The 15,574-nt window shown below is 71.5% G+C and carries 15 protein-coding genes and 1 pseudogene; 7 read left to right on the top strand and 9 right to left on the bottom strand.

Features of this window, described 5'->3' with window-relative positions; all coding sequences use genetic code 11:
- Positions 1-146: 146 nt before the first annotated feature.
- Entirely contained in the window at positions 147-758 is a 612-nt protein-coding gene (locus AC1VM9_RS20560) for a CBS domain-containing protein (protein WP_481345497.1), read from the bottom strand.
- Positions 759-1,034: 276 nt separating this feature from the next.
- Between AC1VM9_RS20560 and AC1VM9_RS20555 the strand changes: the two genes are divergently transcribed.
- Positions 1,035-2,462, top strand: coding sequence for a glycosyltransferase (locus tag AC1VM9_RS20555; protein WP_481345498.1), 1,428 nt, complete (start codon positions 1,035-1,037; stop codon positions 2,460-2,462).
- A 404-nt stretch (positions 2,463-2,866) separates the two neighbouring features.
- Here the strand turns inward: AC1VM9_RS20555 and AC1VM9_RS20550 are convergent, their stop codons facing one another.
- From AC1VM9_RS20550 to AC1VM9_RS20540, 3 genes and pseudogenes are all read right to left on the bottom strand, one after another.
- Positions 2,867-3,598: a universal stress protein gene (locus AC1VM9_RS20550; protein WP_483123873.1), complete on the bottom strand. Its 732-nt coding sequence runs from the start codon at positions 3,596-3,598 to the stop codon at positions 2,867-2,869.
- Between the two features lies 1 nt (position 3,599).
- Positions 3,600-3,833, bottom strand: a pseudogene (locus AC1VM9_RS20545) (universal stress protein); the annotation flags it as partial.
- A 111-nt stretch (positions 3,834-3,944) separates the two neighbouring features.
- The gene (locus AC1VM9_RS20540; RefSeq protein ID WP_481345500.1) at positions 3,945-5,156 is read right to left on the bottom strand and encodes an acyltransferase family protein; all 1,212 of its coding nucleotides are present in this window, start codon (positions 5,154-5,156) and stop codon (positions 3,945-3,947) included.
- Positions 5,157-5,298: 142 nt separating this feature from the next.
- Here AC1VM9_RS20540 and AC1VM9_RS20535 point away from each other — a divergent pair, with 142 nt between their 5' ends.
- From AC1VM9_RS20535 to AC1VM9_RS20525, 3 genes are all read left to right on the top strand, one after another.
- A complete protein-coding gene (locus AC1VM9_RS20535; protein WP_481342195.1) occupies positions 5,299-5,943 on the top strand; it encodes a GyrI-like domain-containing protein in 645 nt (214 codons plus the stop codon).
- A gap of 575 nt (positions 5,944-6,518) precedes the next feature.
- A complete protein-coding gene (locus tag AC1VM9_RS20530) occupies positions 6,519-7,214 on the top strand; it encodes a C40 family peptidase (protein WP_483123871.1) in 696 nt (231 codons plus the stop codon).
- Between the two features lie 343 nt (positions 7,215-7,557).
- Complete coding sequence (locus tag AC1VM9_RS20525; protein WP_481345501.1) at positions 7,558-8,172, top strand: polysaccharide deacetylase family protein; 615 nt, start codon at positions 7,558-7,560, stop codon at positions 8,170-8,172.
- A gap of 117 nt (positions 8,173-8,289) precedes the next feature.
- Here AC1VM9_RS20525 and mgtA read toward each other — a convergent pair whose 3' ends face one another.
- Both mgtA and AC1VM9_RS20515 read right to left on the bottom strand, forming a co-directional pair.
- Complete coding sequence (gene mgtA / locus AC1VM9_RS20520; RefSeq protein WP_481345502.1) at positions 8,290-10,971, bottom strand: magnesium-translocating P-type ATPase; 2,682 nt, start codon at positions 10,969-10,971, stop codon at positions 8,290-8,292.
- Positions 10,972-11,028: 57 nt separating this feature from the next.
- Complete coding sequence (locus tag AC1VM9_RS20515; RefSeq protein WP_483123870.1) at positions 11,029-11,622, bottom strand: hypothetical protein; 594 nt, start codon at positions 11,620-11,622, stop codon at positions 11,029-11,031.
- A 497-nt stretch (positions 11,623-12,119) separates the two neighbouring features.
- Between AC1VM9_RS20515 and AC1VM9_RS20510 the strand changes: the two genes are divergently transcribed.
- Positions 12,120-12,827, top strand: a complete 708-nt coding sequence (locus tag AC1VM9_RS20510) for a hypothetical protein (protein ID WP_481345504.1) — start codon at positions 12,120-12,122, stop codon at positions 12,825-12,827.
- Positions 12,828-12,855: 28 nt separating this feature from the next.
- Here the strand turns inward: AC1VM9_RS20510 and AC1VM9_RS20505 are convergent, their stop codons facing one another.
- Complete coding sequence (locus AC1VM9_RS20505; RefSeq protein WP_483123868.1) at positions 12,856-13,356, bottom strand: pyridoxamine 5'-phosphate oxidase family protein; 501 nt, start codon at positions 13,354-13,356, stop codon at positions 12,856-12,858.
- Between the two features lie 129 nt (positions 13,357-13,485).
- On the opposite strand from AC1VM9_RS20505, the gene AC1VM9_RS20500 reads away from it, so the two are divergent.
- Both AC1VM9_RS20500 and AC1VM9_RS20495 read left to right on the top strand, forming a co-directional pair.
- Positions 13,486-14,124, top strand: a complete 639-nt coding sequence (locus AC1VM9_RS20500) for a universal stress protein (protein ID WP_481345506.1) — start codon at positions 13,486-13,488, stop codon at positions 14,122-14,124.
- Positions 14,106-14,174, top strand: a complete 69-nt coding sequence (locus AC1VM9_RS20495) for a universal stress protein (RefSeq protein WP_481345510.1) — start codon at positions 14,106-14,108, stop codon at positions 14,172-14,174. The genes AC1VM9_RS20500 and AC1VM9_RS20495 overlap by 19 nt, the downstream gene beginning before the upstream one ends.
- 19 nt (positions 14,175-14,193) lie before the next feature.
- Here the strand turns inward: AC1VM9_RS20495 and AC1VM9_RS20490 are convergent, their stop codons facing one another.
- Together AC1VM9_RS20490 and AC1VM9_RS20485 are read right to left on the bottom strand one after the other, a co-directional pair.
- The gene (locus AC1VM9_RS20490; protein WP_481345507.1) at positions 14,194-14,442 is read right to left on the bottom strand and encodes a DUF1918 domain-containing protein; all 249 of its coding nucleotides are present in this window, start codon (positions 14,440-14,442) and stop codon (positions 14,194-14,196) included.
- The gene (locus AC1VM9_RS20485; RefSeq protein WP_481345508.1) at positions 14,439-15,413 is read right to left on the bottom strand and encodes a universal stress protein; all 975 of its coding nucleotides are present in this window, start codon (positions 15,411-15,413) and stop codon (positions 14,439-14,441) included. Before AC1VM9_RS20485 ends, AC1VM9_RS20490 begins: the two co-directional genes overlap by 4 nt.
- Positions 15,414-15,574 lie beyond the last annotated feature (161 nt).

Here is a 15,574-nt window from a genome sequence, read left to right as displayed (position 1 = left end):
CCTGGGGAGCCGTTCGGAGAGCTGGAGTGCTGGGAGCGACCCGGGGCGGGGTCCGTGTACCCCAACCGTGCGCGTGGGTTGAGCGCCCGGGTGCGGACCAAGGTCCCTGATGTCAACGGCCGGCCCGCCGCTCGCGCGGTGTCGGCTCACGTCTCTGCGGCGGACGGCAGCGGGTCGTGGCACACGGCGCGGACACCGGTGATCTCGGCGGCGAGCGCATCAGCCAAGGCACGCTCGTTCTCACCCTTGGTGGCACTGACGGTGACGATGCCCTCGCGCACGGAGATCTGCCACCTCGGTGAGCCGTATCGGGCAAAGACCCGGGTCACGTCGTGAGCGATCTCGTCGTCGGGCCGGGACAGGCAGCGGATGACGTCACTGCGGCTCAGCATCCCGACCAAACGATGCCCTGTCACGACCGGAACGCTCTTCCAGCCATGGGCAGCCAACACGGCAACCACATCCGCGACGTCCTCCTCGGCCCGCGTGACGTACGGTTCACGGGTCATCAGGGACTCGACGGTCTCCGGAAGGGCCTCACCGGCCCGGCGCGTGGGGCGCAGGTGCCCCCGGGGATCGGGCTGGATGGAGCGGCGCAGGATGTCGGCCTCACTGACGATCCCGACGACCCGGCCCTCTGCGTCCACGACCGGCAGGCTCGTCACGTGAGCGCGCGCCATCAACCGGACAGCCGCCTGCGGTGACGTCTTCTCGCCGATGTGGACTGCCGGCGTAGTCATGATTTCGCGCACCAGCATGGACGCGCTTCCTTCCAAGCGACGAGCGACGAGCGGTCGTCCCTCGGTCCCGGGCGTATCTCAGTGTCGTTGCCAAGGCCGGCGAACGGTCAGGGATGAAGGTCCCGCCATCGGTGTCGACCCGGTCACCCCGGAACCCGAGGCAGGGCATCCGGCCAGTCCGCGCCTCCTTCTGGCGGGAGAGACGCCGGGCGTCCCCGGCAGGTCCGGGTCGGTGGCCTCGAGCACGCCGGTGCGGGTGTGCCCCGGGCGGAGCGCAGTGGGAGATGATGACCTATGCGCGAGGTGGCTGTACGTGCCTTGTCCCTGGGTCGGCTCGCCCACGTCCTCTCGGCGGAGCGCCTCGCCCTTCTGGAGGCTGCAGCCGAGGCGGCCAGAGTGTCATTGGCGTGCCGCACGGTATGGAACATCAGCTCGACCGCGCGGGGCGGTGGCGTGGCCGAGATGCTGCAGACGCTGGTGGGCTACGGCAGAGGCGCCGGGGTCGACACGCGCTGGCTGGTGCTCACGGGCGACGACCGCTTCTTCACCCTGACCAAGCGGCTGCACAACCTGCTCCACGGGACCCCGGGGGATGGCGGCGGGCTCGGCGCGACCGACCTGGACCACTACCGGCAGGTGCTGGCCCGCAACCTCGAGGGGTGGCACGAGCGAGTCCGCCCCGGCGACATCGTGCTGTTGCACGACCCGCAGACCGTCGGCCTGGCCCGTGCGCTGCACGAGCTGGGTGTGCACGTCATCTGGCGCTGTCACATCGGAACCGAGCAGGCGAATGAGCACACGGAACGAGGCTGGGAGCTGCTCCGCCCGTTCGTCGAGGCGGCCGACGTCTGTGTCTTCTCACGCAAGGAGCACGCGCCACCGTGGGTGCCGCCGGAACGTGCCTGGGTGATCCCGCCGTCGCTCGACCCGCTCAGCGCCAAGAACGCCGAGATGACGGCTGACAGCATCCGGTCGGTGCTGCATCGTGCGGGCCTGGTGGACCAGCCGACCGCCGATGGCAGCCTCGCGTTCGCCCGTCGCGACCGCTCCGGGGATGCGGTCCGCGCGCACCACGGGCTGTTGCTGGGCGAGGACCGGCGGTTGCCGCCCGACGTGCAGGTGATGCTGCAGGTCAGCCGGTGGGACCGGCTGAAGGACATGGGCGGCGTGCTCACCGGCTTCAGCGACTATCTGGACCGCTTTCCTGACAACGTGCACCTGCTGCTCGCGGGGCCTGCGATGGGTGGAGTGAGTGACGACCCCGAGAGCGAACAGGTGCTCAGGGACTGCCAGCACCTGCGCGGCGCACTTCCACGGTCGCGACGTGCGCGCGTCCACCTGTGCTGCCTTCCCATGGACGACGTCGACGAGAACGCGCACCTGGTCAACGCGCTCCAGCGGTACGCGACCGTGGTCGTGCAGAAGAGCCTGGCGGAGGGCTTCGGGCTGACGGTCACCGAGCCGATGTGGAAGAAGCGTCCGGTCGTCGCCTCGGCTGTCGGCGGCATCTCTGACCAGATCGAGGACGACGTCAGCGGCGTACTGCTCGCCGACCCCAGCGACCTGGACCGGTTCACCGCCCTCGCCTCGGACCTCTTCGGGAACCCGGAGCGACGGACGCGGATCGGAGACGCCGCGCACGAACGGGTATCCAGCGACTTCCTCAGCGACCGCCACCTGATCCGGTACGGCGAGCTGTTCGGTTCCTTGCTGGCGGGTTGACGAGGCCACCGTCTGGGCCGACGGGATCTCCATCATGGTCGCCGGGGCCGTCTGAGCGGGCACTCTCCACGCATGTGGTGAGCAAGGTGTGAGCTGGTTCCGCGACCGCCTCCCAGTTGACCAGAGGGCGGCCGACGCTTGCGTCCATCGTCATCGCAGGGCAGGCCGCCGGGGCCCGCCCGGGCGTCGACGGCGTCGAGCTGCTTCGGCTTGCGGACAGCACCACAGCCAGGAGGAGGAGAGCGCCTTCGAACTCGTCCGGGAGCCCGATGCCGGCCGGTCCTGACCGCCAAGCCCCGCCACCCGGCAGGGTGGACATCCTTTCAGTGAGTGACGTCTGATGCGATGCGCCGGCGCTCTCGGGCACCCCGGCGTGGGCCGCATTCGGAGTGGATCCGGTGCCCTCAGGGGTGCAGGGTGCCTGAGAGGTGAGGGCGCGGACGGTCGCGGGCCTCCCACGGAGCCTTGGTCAGAGGAGGGACAACCGCTACCGGGCAATGGGCCCTACGCAGCACGCCCTGAGACACAGAACCCTCGAGCAGCCCCGCCATGGACCCGCGCCCACGCGTCCCGACCACGAGCAGGTGGGCGTTCTGGCTCAGGCGCACCAGCTCGTCCACGGGGTTCCGCTCGACCACGTGCCGGCGTACGTCGACGGTGGGGAACTCCTCGCGGAACCCCGCGATGGACTCGGCCAGGAGGGATCGTCCCTGCTCGTCCAACCGGTCCCGGTTCGAGCCGCCCGGCGTGGGAACGACTGCGCCCTCCATGCTGTCGAGCTGCCAGGTGTGGACGACCGTGAGTCCCTTGCCGTGCATCGCGGCCTGCTCGAAGGCGAACCTGACCGCACCCATGGAGTGCGCGTGGCCGTCGACTCCGAGGATGACTCTCGTGTCCGGCACCGTGCGGGTGGCCGCCTCGCGGACCACGACGACCGGACAGTGCGCGTGAGCGGCCACGTGGATGGAGACCGAGCCGAGCAGGAGGCTCCCGAAGGCACCGAGCCCGCGTGCTCCCACCACCACCAGGGCTGCGGTGCGTGACGTCTCCACCAACGCTGCGCCGGGCATCGCAGGCTGCCGCCTGGTCGTGATCTCGAGCTTCCGGGTGCAGGGCGTGGGCGGTCGCGGCCGCATCGGCGCAGGCGCGCTCCGCTCGTGACGCCAACAGGTGCAGGGCACCGGTGGGCCGGGCGGCGTCCGGCACCCCGATGCCGGGATCGGGATGGTCCGGGAAGTATGCATGGAGGATATGCAGGGGCACCTGCCGGCGGGCGGCCTCGTGGGCCGCCCATGCCAGGGCGAGACCGCTCTCGCGGGACGTGTCGATGCCGACCACGATGCCGGCCCGGGCGCTCTTCCTGGGCGTCATGGCTCCTCCAGCCTCACGGGGACGTGCACTCCACGGTCGGTCGCAGACCCGGCCGTCGCCAGGGCAGTTGGTCCCGCCCGCTCCCGCCCGCGCCGGCGTCCAGCGGGCGCGTCACAGGAACCGGGCGACGCCGGGCACTCGCAGCAACACTCCGCCGACCAGGAACGAGAGGCCGACTCCCGTCACCGCCACGAGGACGAACCGGGCCTCGGTGGGCCAGGCCAGGTTCCGGCTGGCCAGGATCAGCACGACGAGGACTCCCTGGTGGACGAGGAAGGTCGCGTATGCCGCTCGGCTGAGCCACCGGGCCAGCGGTCCGTGAGCGTGCGCTCGCCGCCTGAACGCGTCGACCACCCACACGGAGACGGTGACGAGCACCGTGGCCTCGACCACCGTGAACACCAGCGACTGCCAGGTCCCACCGCCACCGTACGCGTCCGGGTCGCCGCCGGCGGTCGTGAGGACGGCGACCAGACCTGCGCACCCGGCGATGGCCAGCCAGGCGGCATGGCGCACCCGGCGCACCAGCGCCGGGTCGAGGCGTTCGAACCACTCCCGTTCAGCGGCAACCGCGCCGAGCGTGAACCCCGCGACCCACCCGGGTGCCTGCGCCAGCGCGAGGTGCCAGCGCTCCTCGCCGAACGGCACCCAGATCCGCAGCACGTAGGAGGTCGCCGCTACGAGGAAGACGGTCCCGATCATGTACCGCCCGGTCAGCCGGCCAGCCACGTCCTCGCGTGCGGGGAGGTGTCGCCGCACCGCGGCATACGCGACCGAGAACACCAGCAGGACGCCGAGGAACCACGTGGGGCCGGGAGCAGGCGGCAGCGGCCGCCAGGCGTGGGGGACGAAGTCCCAGAAGCTGCCGCCGTATCCGGCGTTGCTCGAGTCGACGAACTCGATGGGTGGCGTGAGGAGCAGCACGAAGGCCACACTGGGCGTCAGCAGCCGGATGGTGCGGTCGCGCAGGTATCGGCGGATCCCCTTGTGCTCCAGCGATCCTGGCGTGAACAGTCCTGCGACCATGAAGAACAGCGGCATCCCGAACGACACGCCGACCACGGTTGCGAGGAGGAGGACGCTCAACAGCGGCTCGCGCACGGTCGGTTCGCTCAGCACCCAGGCGCCCTCGAGCCCGTTCCATGCGAGGAAGACGTGCGCGAGGATGACGCCGGCGACCAGGGCGACCTTGAGGTTGTCGGCGTAGGCCAGCCGCGGTCGCCGCACCGGGACGCGCGCCGACTCGGAGCTGGCACCGCGCAGAGCAACGTCGGCTTCATGGGAGCCGCTCGTGCTCCGGGATCCCCCTGCCGCGGTCGTCATGACGGTCTGCCTCCTTCGCCCCTCGTCTCACACCTTGCTCGGCTGTGGCCGCCGACGGGGGAGACTTTGGTCCCACGAGGCCGGTCCATGGACGGGACCTTTGCCTCAGGACCGCTGACACACCGCAGACGACGCTGAGCACATGACCACCAGCACCGTGTCGCTCGACAGCCTCTACAAGCCACGGCGCGGCACGGTCGAGTTCGTGGACGTGCCCGAGATGGCCTTCCTCGTGGTTCCCGGTCACGGGTCGCCCGAGGGGCCGGAGTTCGCAGCGGCGCTGCAGGCGCTCTTCGCGGTGAGCTACGCCGTGCACTTTCTCGTCAAGAAGGCGCTCGGTGAGGCACCCCGGGTGATGCCCCTCGAGGCGCTGTGGTGGGTCGGCGACGGCGACGACCAGCAGGCGCTGGTCGAGGCGGTGACGCGCGGCGAGGGCACCATGGCCGAGACCGACCGGGACCGGTGGCGCTGGCAGGCCATGATCATGCAGCCGGAACCCATCGACGCCGCCGTCGTGGCGGAAGCCACCAGACAGGCGCGCTCGAAGGACCTCGCCGCCCTGGACCGGATGGCCCTGCGTCCGTGGGCGGAGGGCCGGTGCGCCCAGCTGCTGCATGTCGGCCCGTATGCCGCCGAGGCGCCGTCGCTGCGCCGTCTCCACGACGCCATCGCGGCGGCGGGGATGCGCCCGCGCGGCCGGCACCACGAGGTGTACCTGGGTGACCCCAGGCGCAGTGCACCCGAGCGGCTCCGCACGATACTGCGGCAGCCGGTCGAACCGGTGTGAGCGCACGCACCTCGCCGTGCATCGTGCAGGACTTCTGGATCTGTTGCGAGTGCAGCACCGGCAGCATGGTGGCCTCGTGAGTCGGAAGCTCGCGGCAGCAGTTGCCGCCATCGCCTCGGCGCTCGCCCTGTCCGCGTGCGTCCGGTCATCCGAGCCTCCGACAGGGTCGACCCCGTCCACCGTCGCTGTGCCCGGCTCGGCGCCGGGCACCCCGTCCGCCACGTCGTCTGCCAGCTCGTCCGGCCCTGTCACACCTCCTGCCTCGGTCACATCGACGGCGGGCCGCCCCACCCCTGGGCCGACGACCCAGAGCTCAGGCACGCTGCCGCCGTCGACGCCTCGTCCGACGCCTCCGGCACGGCCCCGCGCCGGACGTCCGGCATGGGTCACCGTCTCTGTGGCGACGCTCTGGCGCACGCCGTCCTCACCCCGCGCCGTCGACGACCCGGCGCTGCGCTCACCGGCCGACATCCGCCGGTGGCTGCGCGGCATGTCCTTGGCCGACCGGCGCGGTCTCCAGGGCCGGGCGGACACGCAGGCTCTGCTGGGTGACCGGGTGCTGGTGACGGCAGTGAGTGGCTCGTGGGCCGAGGTCGTCGTTCCCGACCAGCCGACGCCGCTGGACGGGCGGGGATATCCGGGCTGGGTGCCGATCCGACAGCTCGGTGCCGAGGCCCCGAGGCAGGCGACGGAGCTTCGCCACAGTCGTGGCGCGGACCGCTTGGCTACGGGACGACACCGCGGCCGCCGGCAGGGTGGTCGAGGTGAGCTACGGGACGCGCCTGCCGGTCGTGGGGCAGTCCGGTGGATGGCTGCGGCTGGGGCTTCCCGGCGGTGTGGTGCGCCGCGTCGACCCGGCTGTCGTGGTCCGGCACGGCGTCACAGCCCCCGCGTCGCGAGTCGCCGGCGTCTCGGTCGCGCGGTCTGCACAGGCGTTCACCGGCCTGCCCTATCTGTGGGCGGGCCGCTCCGGGTTCGGCGTCGACTGCTCGGGGCTGGCCTCGCTGGTGTACCGCGTCCACGGTCTGGTGATCCCCCGCGACGCCGGCGCGCAGGCTGCGCGGGGTCGGCGGATCCCCGCAGATGCGGCCTTGCCCGGCGACCTGCTCTTCTACGCGACGGCCTCCGGCCGCGTGCACCATGTCTCGGTCTACGTCGGCTCCGGCCTGATGGTGCACGCACCCGGGACCGGGCAGACCGTCCAGACCATCCCGACCGCAACTGAGCCATACGCCACCGAGTTCGCGGGCGCGCGCCGCTACCTACCCTGACCACGGGGCAGGACCTTCTGCTCTGCCTGCGGCACCGGCGAGGCGCAGGCTTGGCGTGTGAGACACCACGTGCTCATCTCGCTGCTCCCTGCATTGGCCATGGCGGTGGCCGGGGCTTGTGCCGCACCCGCATCGGCGCCCGTGCGGACTCCGTCCTCCACGGCATCGCAGACGGCCGCTTCTCACCCTGCGACGACCCCGGCCCCGGCGACCACACTCCCGAGCACGACCTCGACGTCGACCCGCGTCCCGGTACCGAAGCCCAGCACGACCTTCCCCGTCGCGACGTCGAGCTTCTCCGTCCTCGACCGCTCGCCCGAGTGCGCCTGTGGTGACGGGCCGCGTGGTTTCGCGCCTACCGACGTCACACAAGGTCGTCGCGCTGACCTTCGACGGCGGGTCGGGAGCAGAGGGCGTCCAGTCGGTGATCGCCACCCTGGCTCGCGAGCGTGTCCCGGCCACGTTCTTCCCGACCGGAGAGTTCGCTGACCGGTACCCGTCCGCTGCGGCGGCCCTGGCGAGGCACGGGATCGTGGGGAACCACACGTACTCGCACCCGCACGCCCCGCAGCTGAGCGACGCGGCGCTGCGGCGGCAGGTCACCTCCGCCCGAACGTCCATCCTGCAGGCCACGGGCCAGGACCCGAGACCGTTGTTCCGCTTCCCGTACGGCGACTACGACGGCCGCAGCCTGGCGACCGTCAACGCGATGGGGTACGTGGGGGTCGGCTGGACCGTCGACACCCTGGGGTGGAAGGGTCGGGCCGCGGGAATCTCGGTCGGAAAGATCGCCGACAGGGTCGCGGCCGCACGCTCCCCGGGCGCCATCGTGCTCATGCACCTGGGCGCCGCTCCTGACGGGTCGACCCTCGATGCCGACGCGCTGGCCAGGATCATCACCGAAGCCCGCTCCGCCGGATACGGTTTCGTGACCTTGGGCCAGCTGCGAGCGAGCTGAACCCCGTGCGAGGCGGCCGTCAGGTCAAACGCGGTCACACTCGCCCCAGCCGGTTGACCGCGTCGCGCGAGATGCGTCGTGCCACCTCACCGCGCGTGAGGCCCTGCGGTGGTGGCCTCACGGTCCGACCGAGCGGTCCGGGCGGTCCTTCTGTCGTCGGTGTTCCGGGGCTCCCGAAGGCTGCGGAGCCGGCCCGGCGCTGAACCGGGCCGCCCGGCGGCGCACGAAGCGGCGGCTGAGGTCGGCCGGGACGCCGGTGTGCGGAGGCGCGTCCGGCCGCGTCCACCAGCGCTTGGCCGCCTCGACGAGAACGAGGTAGACCCCGACCATCGCGACGAGTGCGGCGAAGAAGCCGCCGGGCAGTGGCGCGAAGCCGAGTGTCGGTGCCAGGGGCGTCGCGGGCAGGACCGCCCCCGTGACCACGACGCCGAGGACCGCCAGCAGCAGGGGTGCACTCGGCCGGCTCCGGACGAAGGGGACGACGCGGGTCCTGATGGCGAGTACGACAAGGGTCTGGGTGGCCAGGGACTCGACGAACCAGCCCGAACGAAACAGACCGGGACCAGCGTGGAAGCCCCACAGCATGATGGCGAAGGTCAGCAGATCGAACACCGAGCTGATCGGCCCGAACAGGAGCATGAACCGGCGGATCGAGCCGATGTCCCAGTGCGAGGGCCGGCGCAGCTGCTCCGGGTCGACGTGATCCGTGGGGATCGCGAGCTGTCCGACGTCGTAGAGGAGGTTCCCGAGCAGGATCTGTGACGGAAGCATCGGCAGGAACGGCAGGAACACGGACGCGGCGGCGGCCGACGCCATGTTGCCGAAGTTGCTCGACGTACCCATGAGGACGTACTTGAGGGTGTTGGCGAAGATGCGCCGGCCCTCGGTCACACCGTCGGCAAGCACGTCGAGGCTCTTCTCGAGGAGGATGACGTCGGCCGCGTCCTTGGCGACGTCGGTGCCCGAGTCGACGGAGATGCCGACGTCGGCGGCGTGAAGTGCCAGGGCGTCGTTGACGCCGTCGCCGAGGAAGGCGACGCCGCCGCTGCCGTGGTGGTGGGCCCGGACGATCCGCGCCTTCTGCTCCGGGCTGACGCGCGCGAACACCGTCGTGCTCGCCACTGCGTCGAGGAGTCCCGCGTCGTCGAGGGCGTCGACGTCGGCGCCGGTGAGGACGCGGTCGCCGGTCAGGCCCAGGTCATGGCACACCTTGGCGGCAACGACGGCGCTGTCACCGGTCACCACCTTGACGTCGATCCCGAGGGCTGCGAGCCGCTCGAGGGCGGCCCGAGCATCGGGCTTCGGCGGGTCGAGGAACACGAGCAGCCCACTCAGCGTCAGGCCCCGCTCGTCGCCCGGCTGGGGCGGATGCGGTTGGTCCATGCATCGGGTCGCGACGGCGACCACGCGATGACCCGCGGCGAACTCGGCCTCGAGCGCGGCCCGGACGTGCGAGTCGGTGTCGGTGCACCTCTCGAGGACCGTCTCTGGCGCGCCCTTCGTGACGAGCGTCACCGAGCCGTCCGGTGCGCGGACGAGCGTGGACACCATGCGTCGCTCATGGTCGAACGGCAGGACGCCGAGCACCTCGTAGCCGGGCAGCGAGGCCCGGACCGCATCGGCGGCCGGGGACTCCCACAGGGCGCGGTCGAGCGGGGTGGTGCCGCCCGCGGCAGGCCCCTCGGCGATGGAGCCACAGCAGAGCAGCCCCCAGCGCACGACGCCCTCGGAACGCTCACCGCGGGCTGGGACGGCCCGCGCATAGTCGACGCGTCCGGCCGTGAGAGTGCCCGTCTTGTCGGTGAAGAGGATGTCGACGTCACCGAGGTCTTCGATGCACACGAGGCGCTTGACGAGCACGTGGCGCCGGGCCAGCTGTCGTGACCCCGCCGCGAGGCTTGTCGACACCACCGCCGGCAGCAGCTGCGGGGTGATGCCGACCGCGATGGCGAGCGAGAAGAGCAGGGCGTCGAGCAAGGGTTTCTCGAGTGCGACGTTGGCGACGAAGATCGAGGCGGTCAGCACGCCGGCGACGCGCACGAGCAGGAGCGAGAACCGGCGCAGCCCTACCTGGAACTCGGTGTCGGCCTGGTGGGTCGCCAGCCCGGCCGCGATGGTGCCGAGCTCGGTGCGGGCACCGGTGGCGACGACCACGCCGCGCGCGCCGCCCGCATGCACGACGGTGCCCATCAGTGCGCACCCGGTGAGGTCGGCGAGGGCCGCGTCGGGCGCCACCGCGTCGGTGCCCTTCTCGACCGCCTGGGACTCACCGGTGACCACGGACTCATCACACTCGAGCCGTACCACCGACAGCAGTCGCACGTCGGCCGGGACGACCTCGCCGAGCGACAGCTCGACGAGGTCGCCGGGCACGAGTGCTGTCACGTCGACACGCCCGACGGTGCCGGCGCGCAGGACCACCGCCTCGTGGCTCACCTGCGCGTGCAGCGCGGCTGCAGCCAGCTCGGCACGGTACTCGTTCGCGAAGCCGAGACCCACCGACACGAACACGATGACGCCGATGATGACGGCGTCGCTGCGCTCGCCCAGGAAGAAGGACGCCGTGGCCGCCACGAGCAGCAGACCCAGCAGCGGCGACCGCAGCTGGCGCCACAGCACGGGCAGGAACCGCGCATGGTGCGTCGCAATGGCGTTAGGACCGTAGGTCCCCTGCCGCCACGTCACCTCATCGGCGTCGAGACCGCGATGCGGCGCGACGCCGAGGACCGACACGACGTCGGCGGTCGACATGGCCGCCGCCGCCCGGATGTCGAGGTCCGTCCCGTGTCCGCGCGGCATGTGTCCATGCTCGCGCCGAGTCGGGCGGACGACCCCGGGCCGCGGCACCGTGTCCAGCTACTGGAGAACGGGGTACCGCTGGACGATGCCCAACCGCTCCCACGCGCGTCCGAGGCCGAGGTCGCGCCCGGCGCGGGCGAACAGCAGCAGCATGAGGACGAGCGCGTACACCAGGTGGTCGTCCATGAACGGGTTGTTCTCCGGCCAGATCGCCGCGCTCCACATCATGAGCAGCAGCACGACGCCCGAGACGGTGGCGATCCGCATGGCGACACCGAGCAGGAGTGCGATACCGATCCCGGCAAGACCGATCATGAAGAGCCAGTCGGCCCACGCCGCGCCGGCGAAGCCCTGGTAGAAGTCCGCCAGGGGGCCCTTCGTGCCGAAGGTGAGGAAGCCGCGCGTCGGTGACCCACCGTTGACCCAGGCATCGGGGCCGAGCAGGTCGACCGCCCCGGTCTTGCTGTCCCGCCCCGTCGCGAAGCCGAGGCCGAACAGCTTGTCGAGGAAGGCCCAGAGGAAGATCCACCCGATGGCGAGCCGGCTGGCTCCGGCAAAGAAGCGGAAGGCCCGGTGGTCCCGGACGTCGGGTGTCGGCATCCCCGCATGTCCGTGGTGGGTCGGTTGGGCGCTGGACGTTGTCGTGCTCATCGTGTTCTCCCTTCTCGTGGACCGGTGAGCCGGCACGCTCAGACTGACTGCCCTTGCCCCACGGTGTTAGGGACCAATGGCCTGCGACTCCGTGGGCCACGGCGGCCCGCTGTGCGCCGATGCTGTCCGTCGCATGCTCTCCGGTCCGTGCTGTGCCTCCCGTGCTTCCCCAGTGGGGCGCCCATGAGGGCGGACGAAGGTCCCGTCCCCACCTGCGGCGCCACCGGCAGAGTGGAACTGCGGGGGAACTGCGCGGGTACGCGCCAGGAGCCGGAGGTGTGAGGATGGTCCATCGGAAGAGCTCAGCCGCGGTCGTGGTCGGATGCAGTGCCTCGGCGGCCGGGCAGGCGGCTGTCGCCGTTGCGACCATGGAAGCGGCCAGGCGCGGGCTCGACCTTGTCCTCCTGGCCGTCCCGGCGGGCGACGACGCGGCACCCGCCCGCCTCCGTTGGCCGTCCCAGGACGCCACAGGCAGTGCGACACAACGAGCTGCCCTGGTGGCCGAGGCCACCGACCCCCACGTGCCCGTCAGCGCGGTCGTCCTGGGACCGCTGGACGATGTCGACATCGAGAGCCTGGCCGCACGGACTGCGCTCTACGTCGCCCCGGTGCGGGGCTTCGGCGCGGACGACGGCCTCCTGCTGCTGGAATGCCCGACGGACGAGCTGCTCCGTCGAGCCCGGTGTCCGGTCATGATCCCCCACGTCACGCAGCCGACCCGGCCCTGGTCGACCCGCCGCGGCGGAGTCTCTCCCGTGGTCCGGGTCGTGCTCGCGGGAGTCGTCGGTGACCGGCGGGTGGTGGCCCACGGCGCACGTGAGGCCAGAATCCGGAGGGCCGCGTTCTGGGCCGTCAGTACAGTCCCCGACGGTGCTGGTCCCCGGGCCGTGTCCGACGGCCTGGCATCCGCCTGGCTGACCCTGCGGGCCCTGCCGCGGAGCATCTCTCCGCGGGTCGAGGTCGCGTGTGGCCCCCTGGCGGACGTCCTCGTGTCCAGGTGCAACCCCGATGATCTTGTCGTCGTGGGTGCCCAGCAGCTGACCGGCCGGCCGGGGCGGGCGCTGCTCGGGGATCTGGTGCGAACGGCGCTTCACGGAGGCAACCTCGAGGACCTGCCGTGTGACCTCCTGGTGGTTCCGGTCCCAGCTGCCTCGTCGGCATCGGACCGCCACGCGGCCTCGGCAATGGCCATGACCGTCGGTTGACGAGCGGCTGCTGTGGGCGATGACGCGGTCACGCCTTCCGGCCCTGCACTTGGAGCCGGCGACCCGTCGTCGCCCACGGCACCAGGCGCAGGAAGCGCGGCTTCCTGCCCACGTGCCACGTGACCAGTCCCAGCGCCAGCACAGCCATCACCTCGTCCTTGTCCCGGATCTCGGTGGCTCGACCGCGCAACACGACGCTCCAGACGGATGCGTCGGATCCGTGCAGCTCATCGACCTCGAAGGCGACCGCGCCCCGAACGCTCGCCGCCAGCTTCCGGCCGGCCGCGGTTCGAATGACGATGCTGCCGTGGTCGACCACGTAGTTCACGGGGAAGATGTCAGGCTCCCCCTCCACCACGACCGAGAGTCGCCCGACGTCCTGGGTGCGCAAGAGACGCCAGCACTCGGACTGGTCGAGTACCTCCATGTTGGAGAGGCCCACCCTCTTGGCTGCGTTGGGGGAGGAAGCGGGGTGACGCCCCGACGTCGCACCGTGGGGAGTGCGGGAGATGCCGGTCGATTTCGTCATGCCTCCAGTGCGACGCGCGGCGCCTCGCGCGAGTAGGGGCCAAGGTCCCGCAGACGACCCACCGGTGGGGTGGACGAAGGCAGGAGCGGTGCGGTGTCGGCCGGACAGGACCGAGGGAGGTGTCTGGTCATGAACGACCAGGACGACCAGTCGCACGGTGTCGTCGTCGGATACGACGGCTCGCCCAGCGTCCGGCTGGCGCTCGAGTGGGCCGCGGAGACCGCCCGTCAGCTCGGCACACGGCGCACCATCGTGCACAGCCTCAGCCTGTCGATGATCCCGGTTTCCCTGCCGTCGACGAGTCGTTGGCCGAGCCGATGCTGCACCAGGCCGCCGCGGTGGTCCGCGGCGAGGGCGGACCACGCGTCCAGTGTTCTCGAGGCGTCACAGATCGAAGCGCAGTACTTGTTGGGCAGTCCGGCCGGGCAGCTGGTCGACGCGTCCCGTGACGCCGACCTGATCGTGCTGGGCAGCCGCGGCCGCGGTCGGCTGCGGGCCGGGCTCCTGGGCTCGACGTCCTACGCCGTCACCGCGCACGCACGGTGCCCGGTCGTCATCGTGCGAGCCGGCGCCGAGCAGCAGGAGCAGCAGGAGGAGACGGCTGGCGACCTGCACGTCGCGCGCCCCGGACCCGAGCATCCCGTCGTCGTGGGCGTCGACGACTCGGAGGCCGCGCAGCGCGCCCTGGATGCCGCCGCCGCATGGGCCGAGCGGGAGCATGCGGCGCTGCATGTCGTGGCTTCAGCGGCATGCTCCTGGGTTCGGTGAGCCACCGCGTCATCCACGACGCGGTGTGCCCGGTGCTCGTCGTCCGCTGAGGCCCCGGTCATCTGCCCTTCATCCGAGAACCCCGGCAGCCGGCTCGTCGGCGCACGCCGGTCGTGCTGGATCACCCGGATGCAGGGTCCCGAGGACGACGAAGGATTCCGGACCGGGTGAGAACAGCTCGATGCGTCCGTCGCTCCAACGGACTAGGAAGGGAGGGCTCCCGTCGGGGCCACCCGTGTCGAGCACCTCACCGTCCTGCAAGGGTCCGTCTGCGGCCGTTCCGGCCACGAAGATGCGGTCACCGACTCGCGCCCTCATGGCTCCTCCTCCATCCGGACGGAGCCTGCCTGCGCGAAACCACCGGCGGGCACGGCCCTTGCCACGATGTCGGGGCGCACGACGCGGACGGGAGTCCGGGCGTAGTGGACCACCGCACGACTGACGGAGCCGAGCAGAAGTCGCTCGAAGCCACCGAGACCCCGGCACCCGACGACGAGCAGTCCTGCGCCCTCACCTGCACCCTCGGCGACCTCCAGCAACGCGGCCACGGGGTGAGCATCGACGACCCTGCCGCGCACATCCAGTCCCGGGAAGCCCGTCCGCAGATCGGCGGCAATGGTCTCGAGCGCGTCCCGTACCGGCCGTCGGGAGCCGTCGGGGTTGTCGGCGTTGTCTCGGAGGGCTTCCAGGCCGCGGGGTGGGCCGAACCAGTCCTCCACGCGTGGCAGGGCCCGGACGAGGACCAGTGGCGCGCCGTGCTCGACGGCGATGGCTGCGGCTCGGCGGGTCGCACGGTCGGCGCCGCCGCTACCGTCGTGCCCGACAACCACCGGGTGCTGTGGACCCGGCACCACCAGTTCCTGGTCGGGGACCACGATGACGTCGCACGCCGAGTGCGCCGTCACGGCGAAGGCGACCGAGCCTGTGACGTACTCCCTGGCCTTTCCCCGCGCAGGGTGCCCGACCACGACCAGCGAAGCCTGGTGGGACTCCCGGACCAGCACGCCGGCGGGGTACCCCGCCACGACGGCTGTCTCGACGCGGGAGGCGTCCAGCACCTTCTCGGCGCGGAGTCGTCCAGTCCCGCTGAGCCGTTCGGCGTCCACATGGTCCGCCGGCGGCACGGCCCCGGCGCCCATTCCACCGAACGGCAGCTCCACGTAGGGCCGTGCCGTCACGATGCGCAAGGCCACACGACGCCGATCGGCCTCGGACGCCGCCCAGTCCACCGCGCACTCAGCGCCGTGGCTGCCGTCGAAGCCGACCACGATGTCGCTCGCCGCTCTCATGGTTCCTCCTCTTCCTCGTCCACGATGCCTTCTCGCCGGCGCGCCGGCGCAGAGGCGAAGGTCCCGGTACGGCGGAGCGGCGAAGCCAACGGCCACAGTGGCAAGGGTCGAAGGTCCGTCTGAGAGGCGGCATCACATCCGTGCGCCGCCTCGCCCGCGCC

The organism is Monashia sp. HAY1-11D (assembly GCF_056868035.1).
Note: the sequence above shows the minus strand (reverse complement) of the source record. Positions and strands in the feature narration are given on the sequence as shown.

Bases quoted from the DNA above. Each gene is read 5' to 3' on its own strand.
- AC1VM9_RS20560 (WP_481345497.1), bottom strand. From the start codon at position 758: ATGCTGGTGCGCGAAATCATGACTACGCCGGCAGTCCACATCGGCGAG.
- AC1VM9_RS20555 (WP_481345498.1), top strand. From the start codon at position 1,035: ATGCGCGAGGTGGCTGTACGTGCCTTGTCCCTGGGTCGGCTCGCCCAC.
- AC1VM9_RS20550 (WP_483123873.1), bottom strand. From the start codon at position 3,598: ATGCGGCCGCGACCGCCCACGCCCTGCACCCGGAAGCTCGAGATCACG.
- AC1VM9_RS20540 (WP_481345500.1), bottom strand. From the start codon at position 5,156: ATGACGACCGCGGCAGGGGGATCCCGGAGCACGAGCGGCTCCCATGAA.
- AC1VM9_RS20535 (WP_481342195.1), top strand. From the start codon at position 5,299: ATGACCACCAGCACCGTGTCGCTCGACAGCCTCTACAAGCCACGGCGC.
- mgtA (WP_481345502.1), bottom strand. From the start codon at position 10,971: ATGCCGCGCGGACACGGGACGGACCTCGACATCCGGGCGGCGGCGGCC.
- AC1VM9_RS20515 (WP_483123870.1), bottom strand. From the start codon at position 11,622: ATGAGCACGACAACGTCCAGCGCCCAACCGACCCACCACGGACATGCG.
- AC1VM9_RS20505 (WP_483123868.1), bottom strand. From the start codon at position 13,356: ATGACGAAATCGACCGGCATCTCCCGCACTCCCCACGGTGCGACGTCG.
- AC1VM9_RS20500 (WP_481345506.1), top strand. From the start codon at position 13,486: ATGAACGACCAGGACGACCAGTCGCACGGTGTCGTCGTCGGATACGAC.
- AC1VM9_RS20490 (WP_481345507.1), bottom strand. From the start codon at position 14,442: ATGAGGGCGCGAGTCGGTGACCGCATCTTCGTGGCCGGAACGGCCGCA.
- AC1VM9_RS20485 (WP_481345508.1), bottom strand. From the start codon at position 15,413: ATGAGAGCGGCGAGCGACATCGTGGTCGGCTTCGACGGCAGCCACGGC.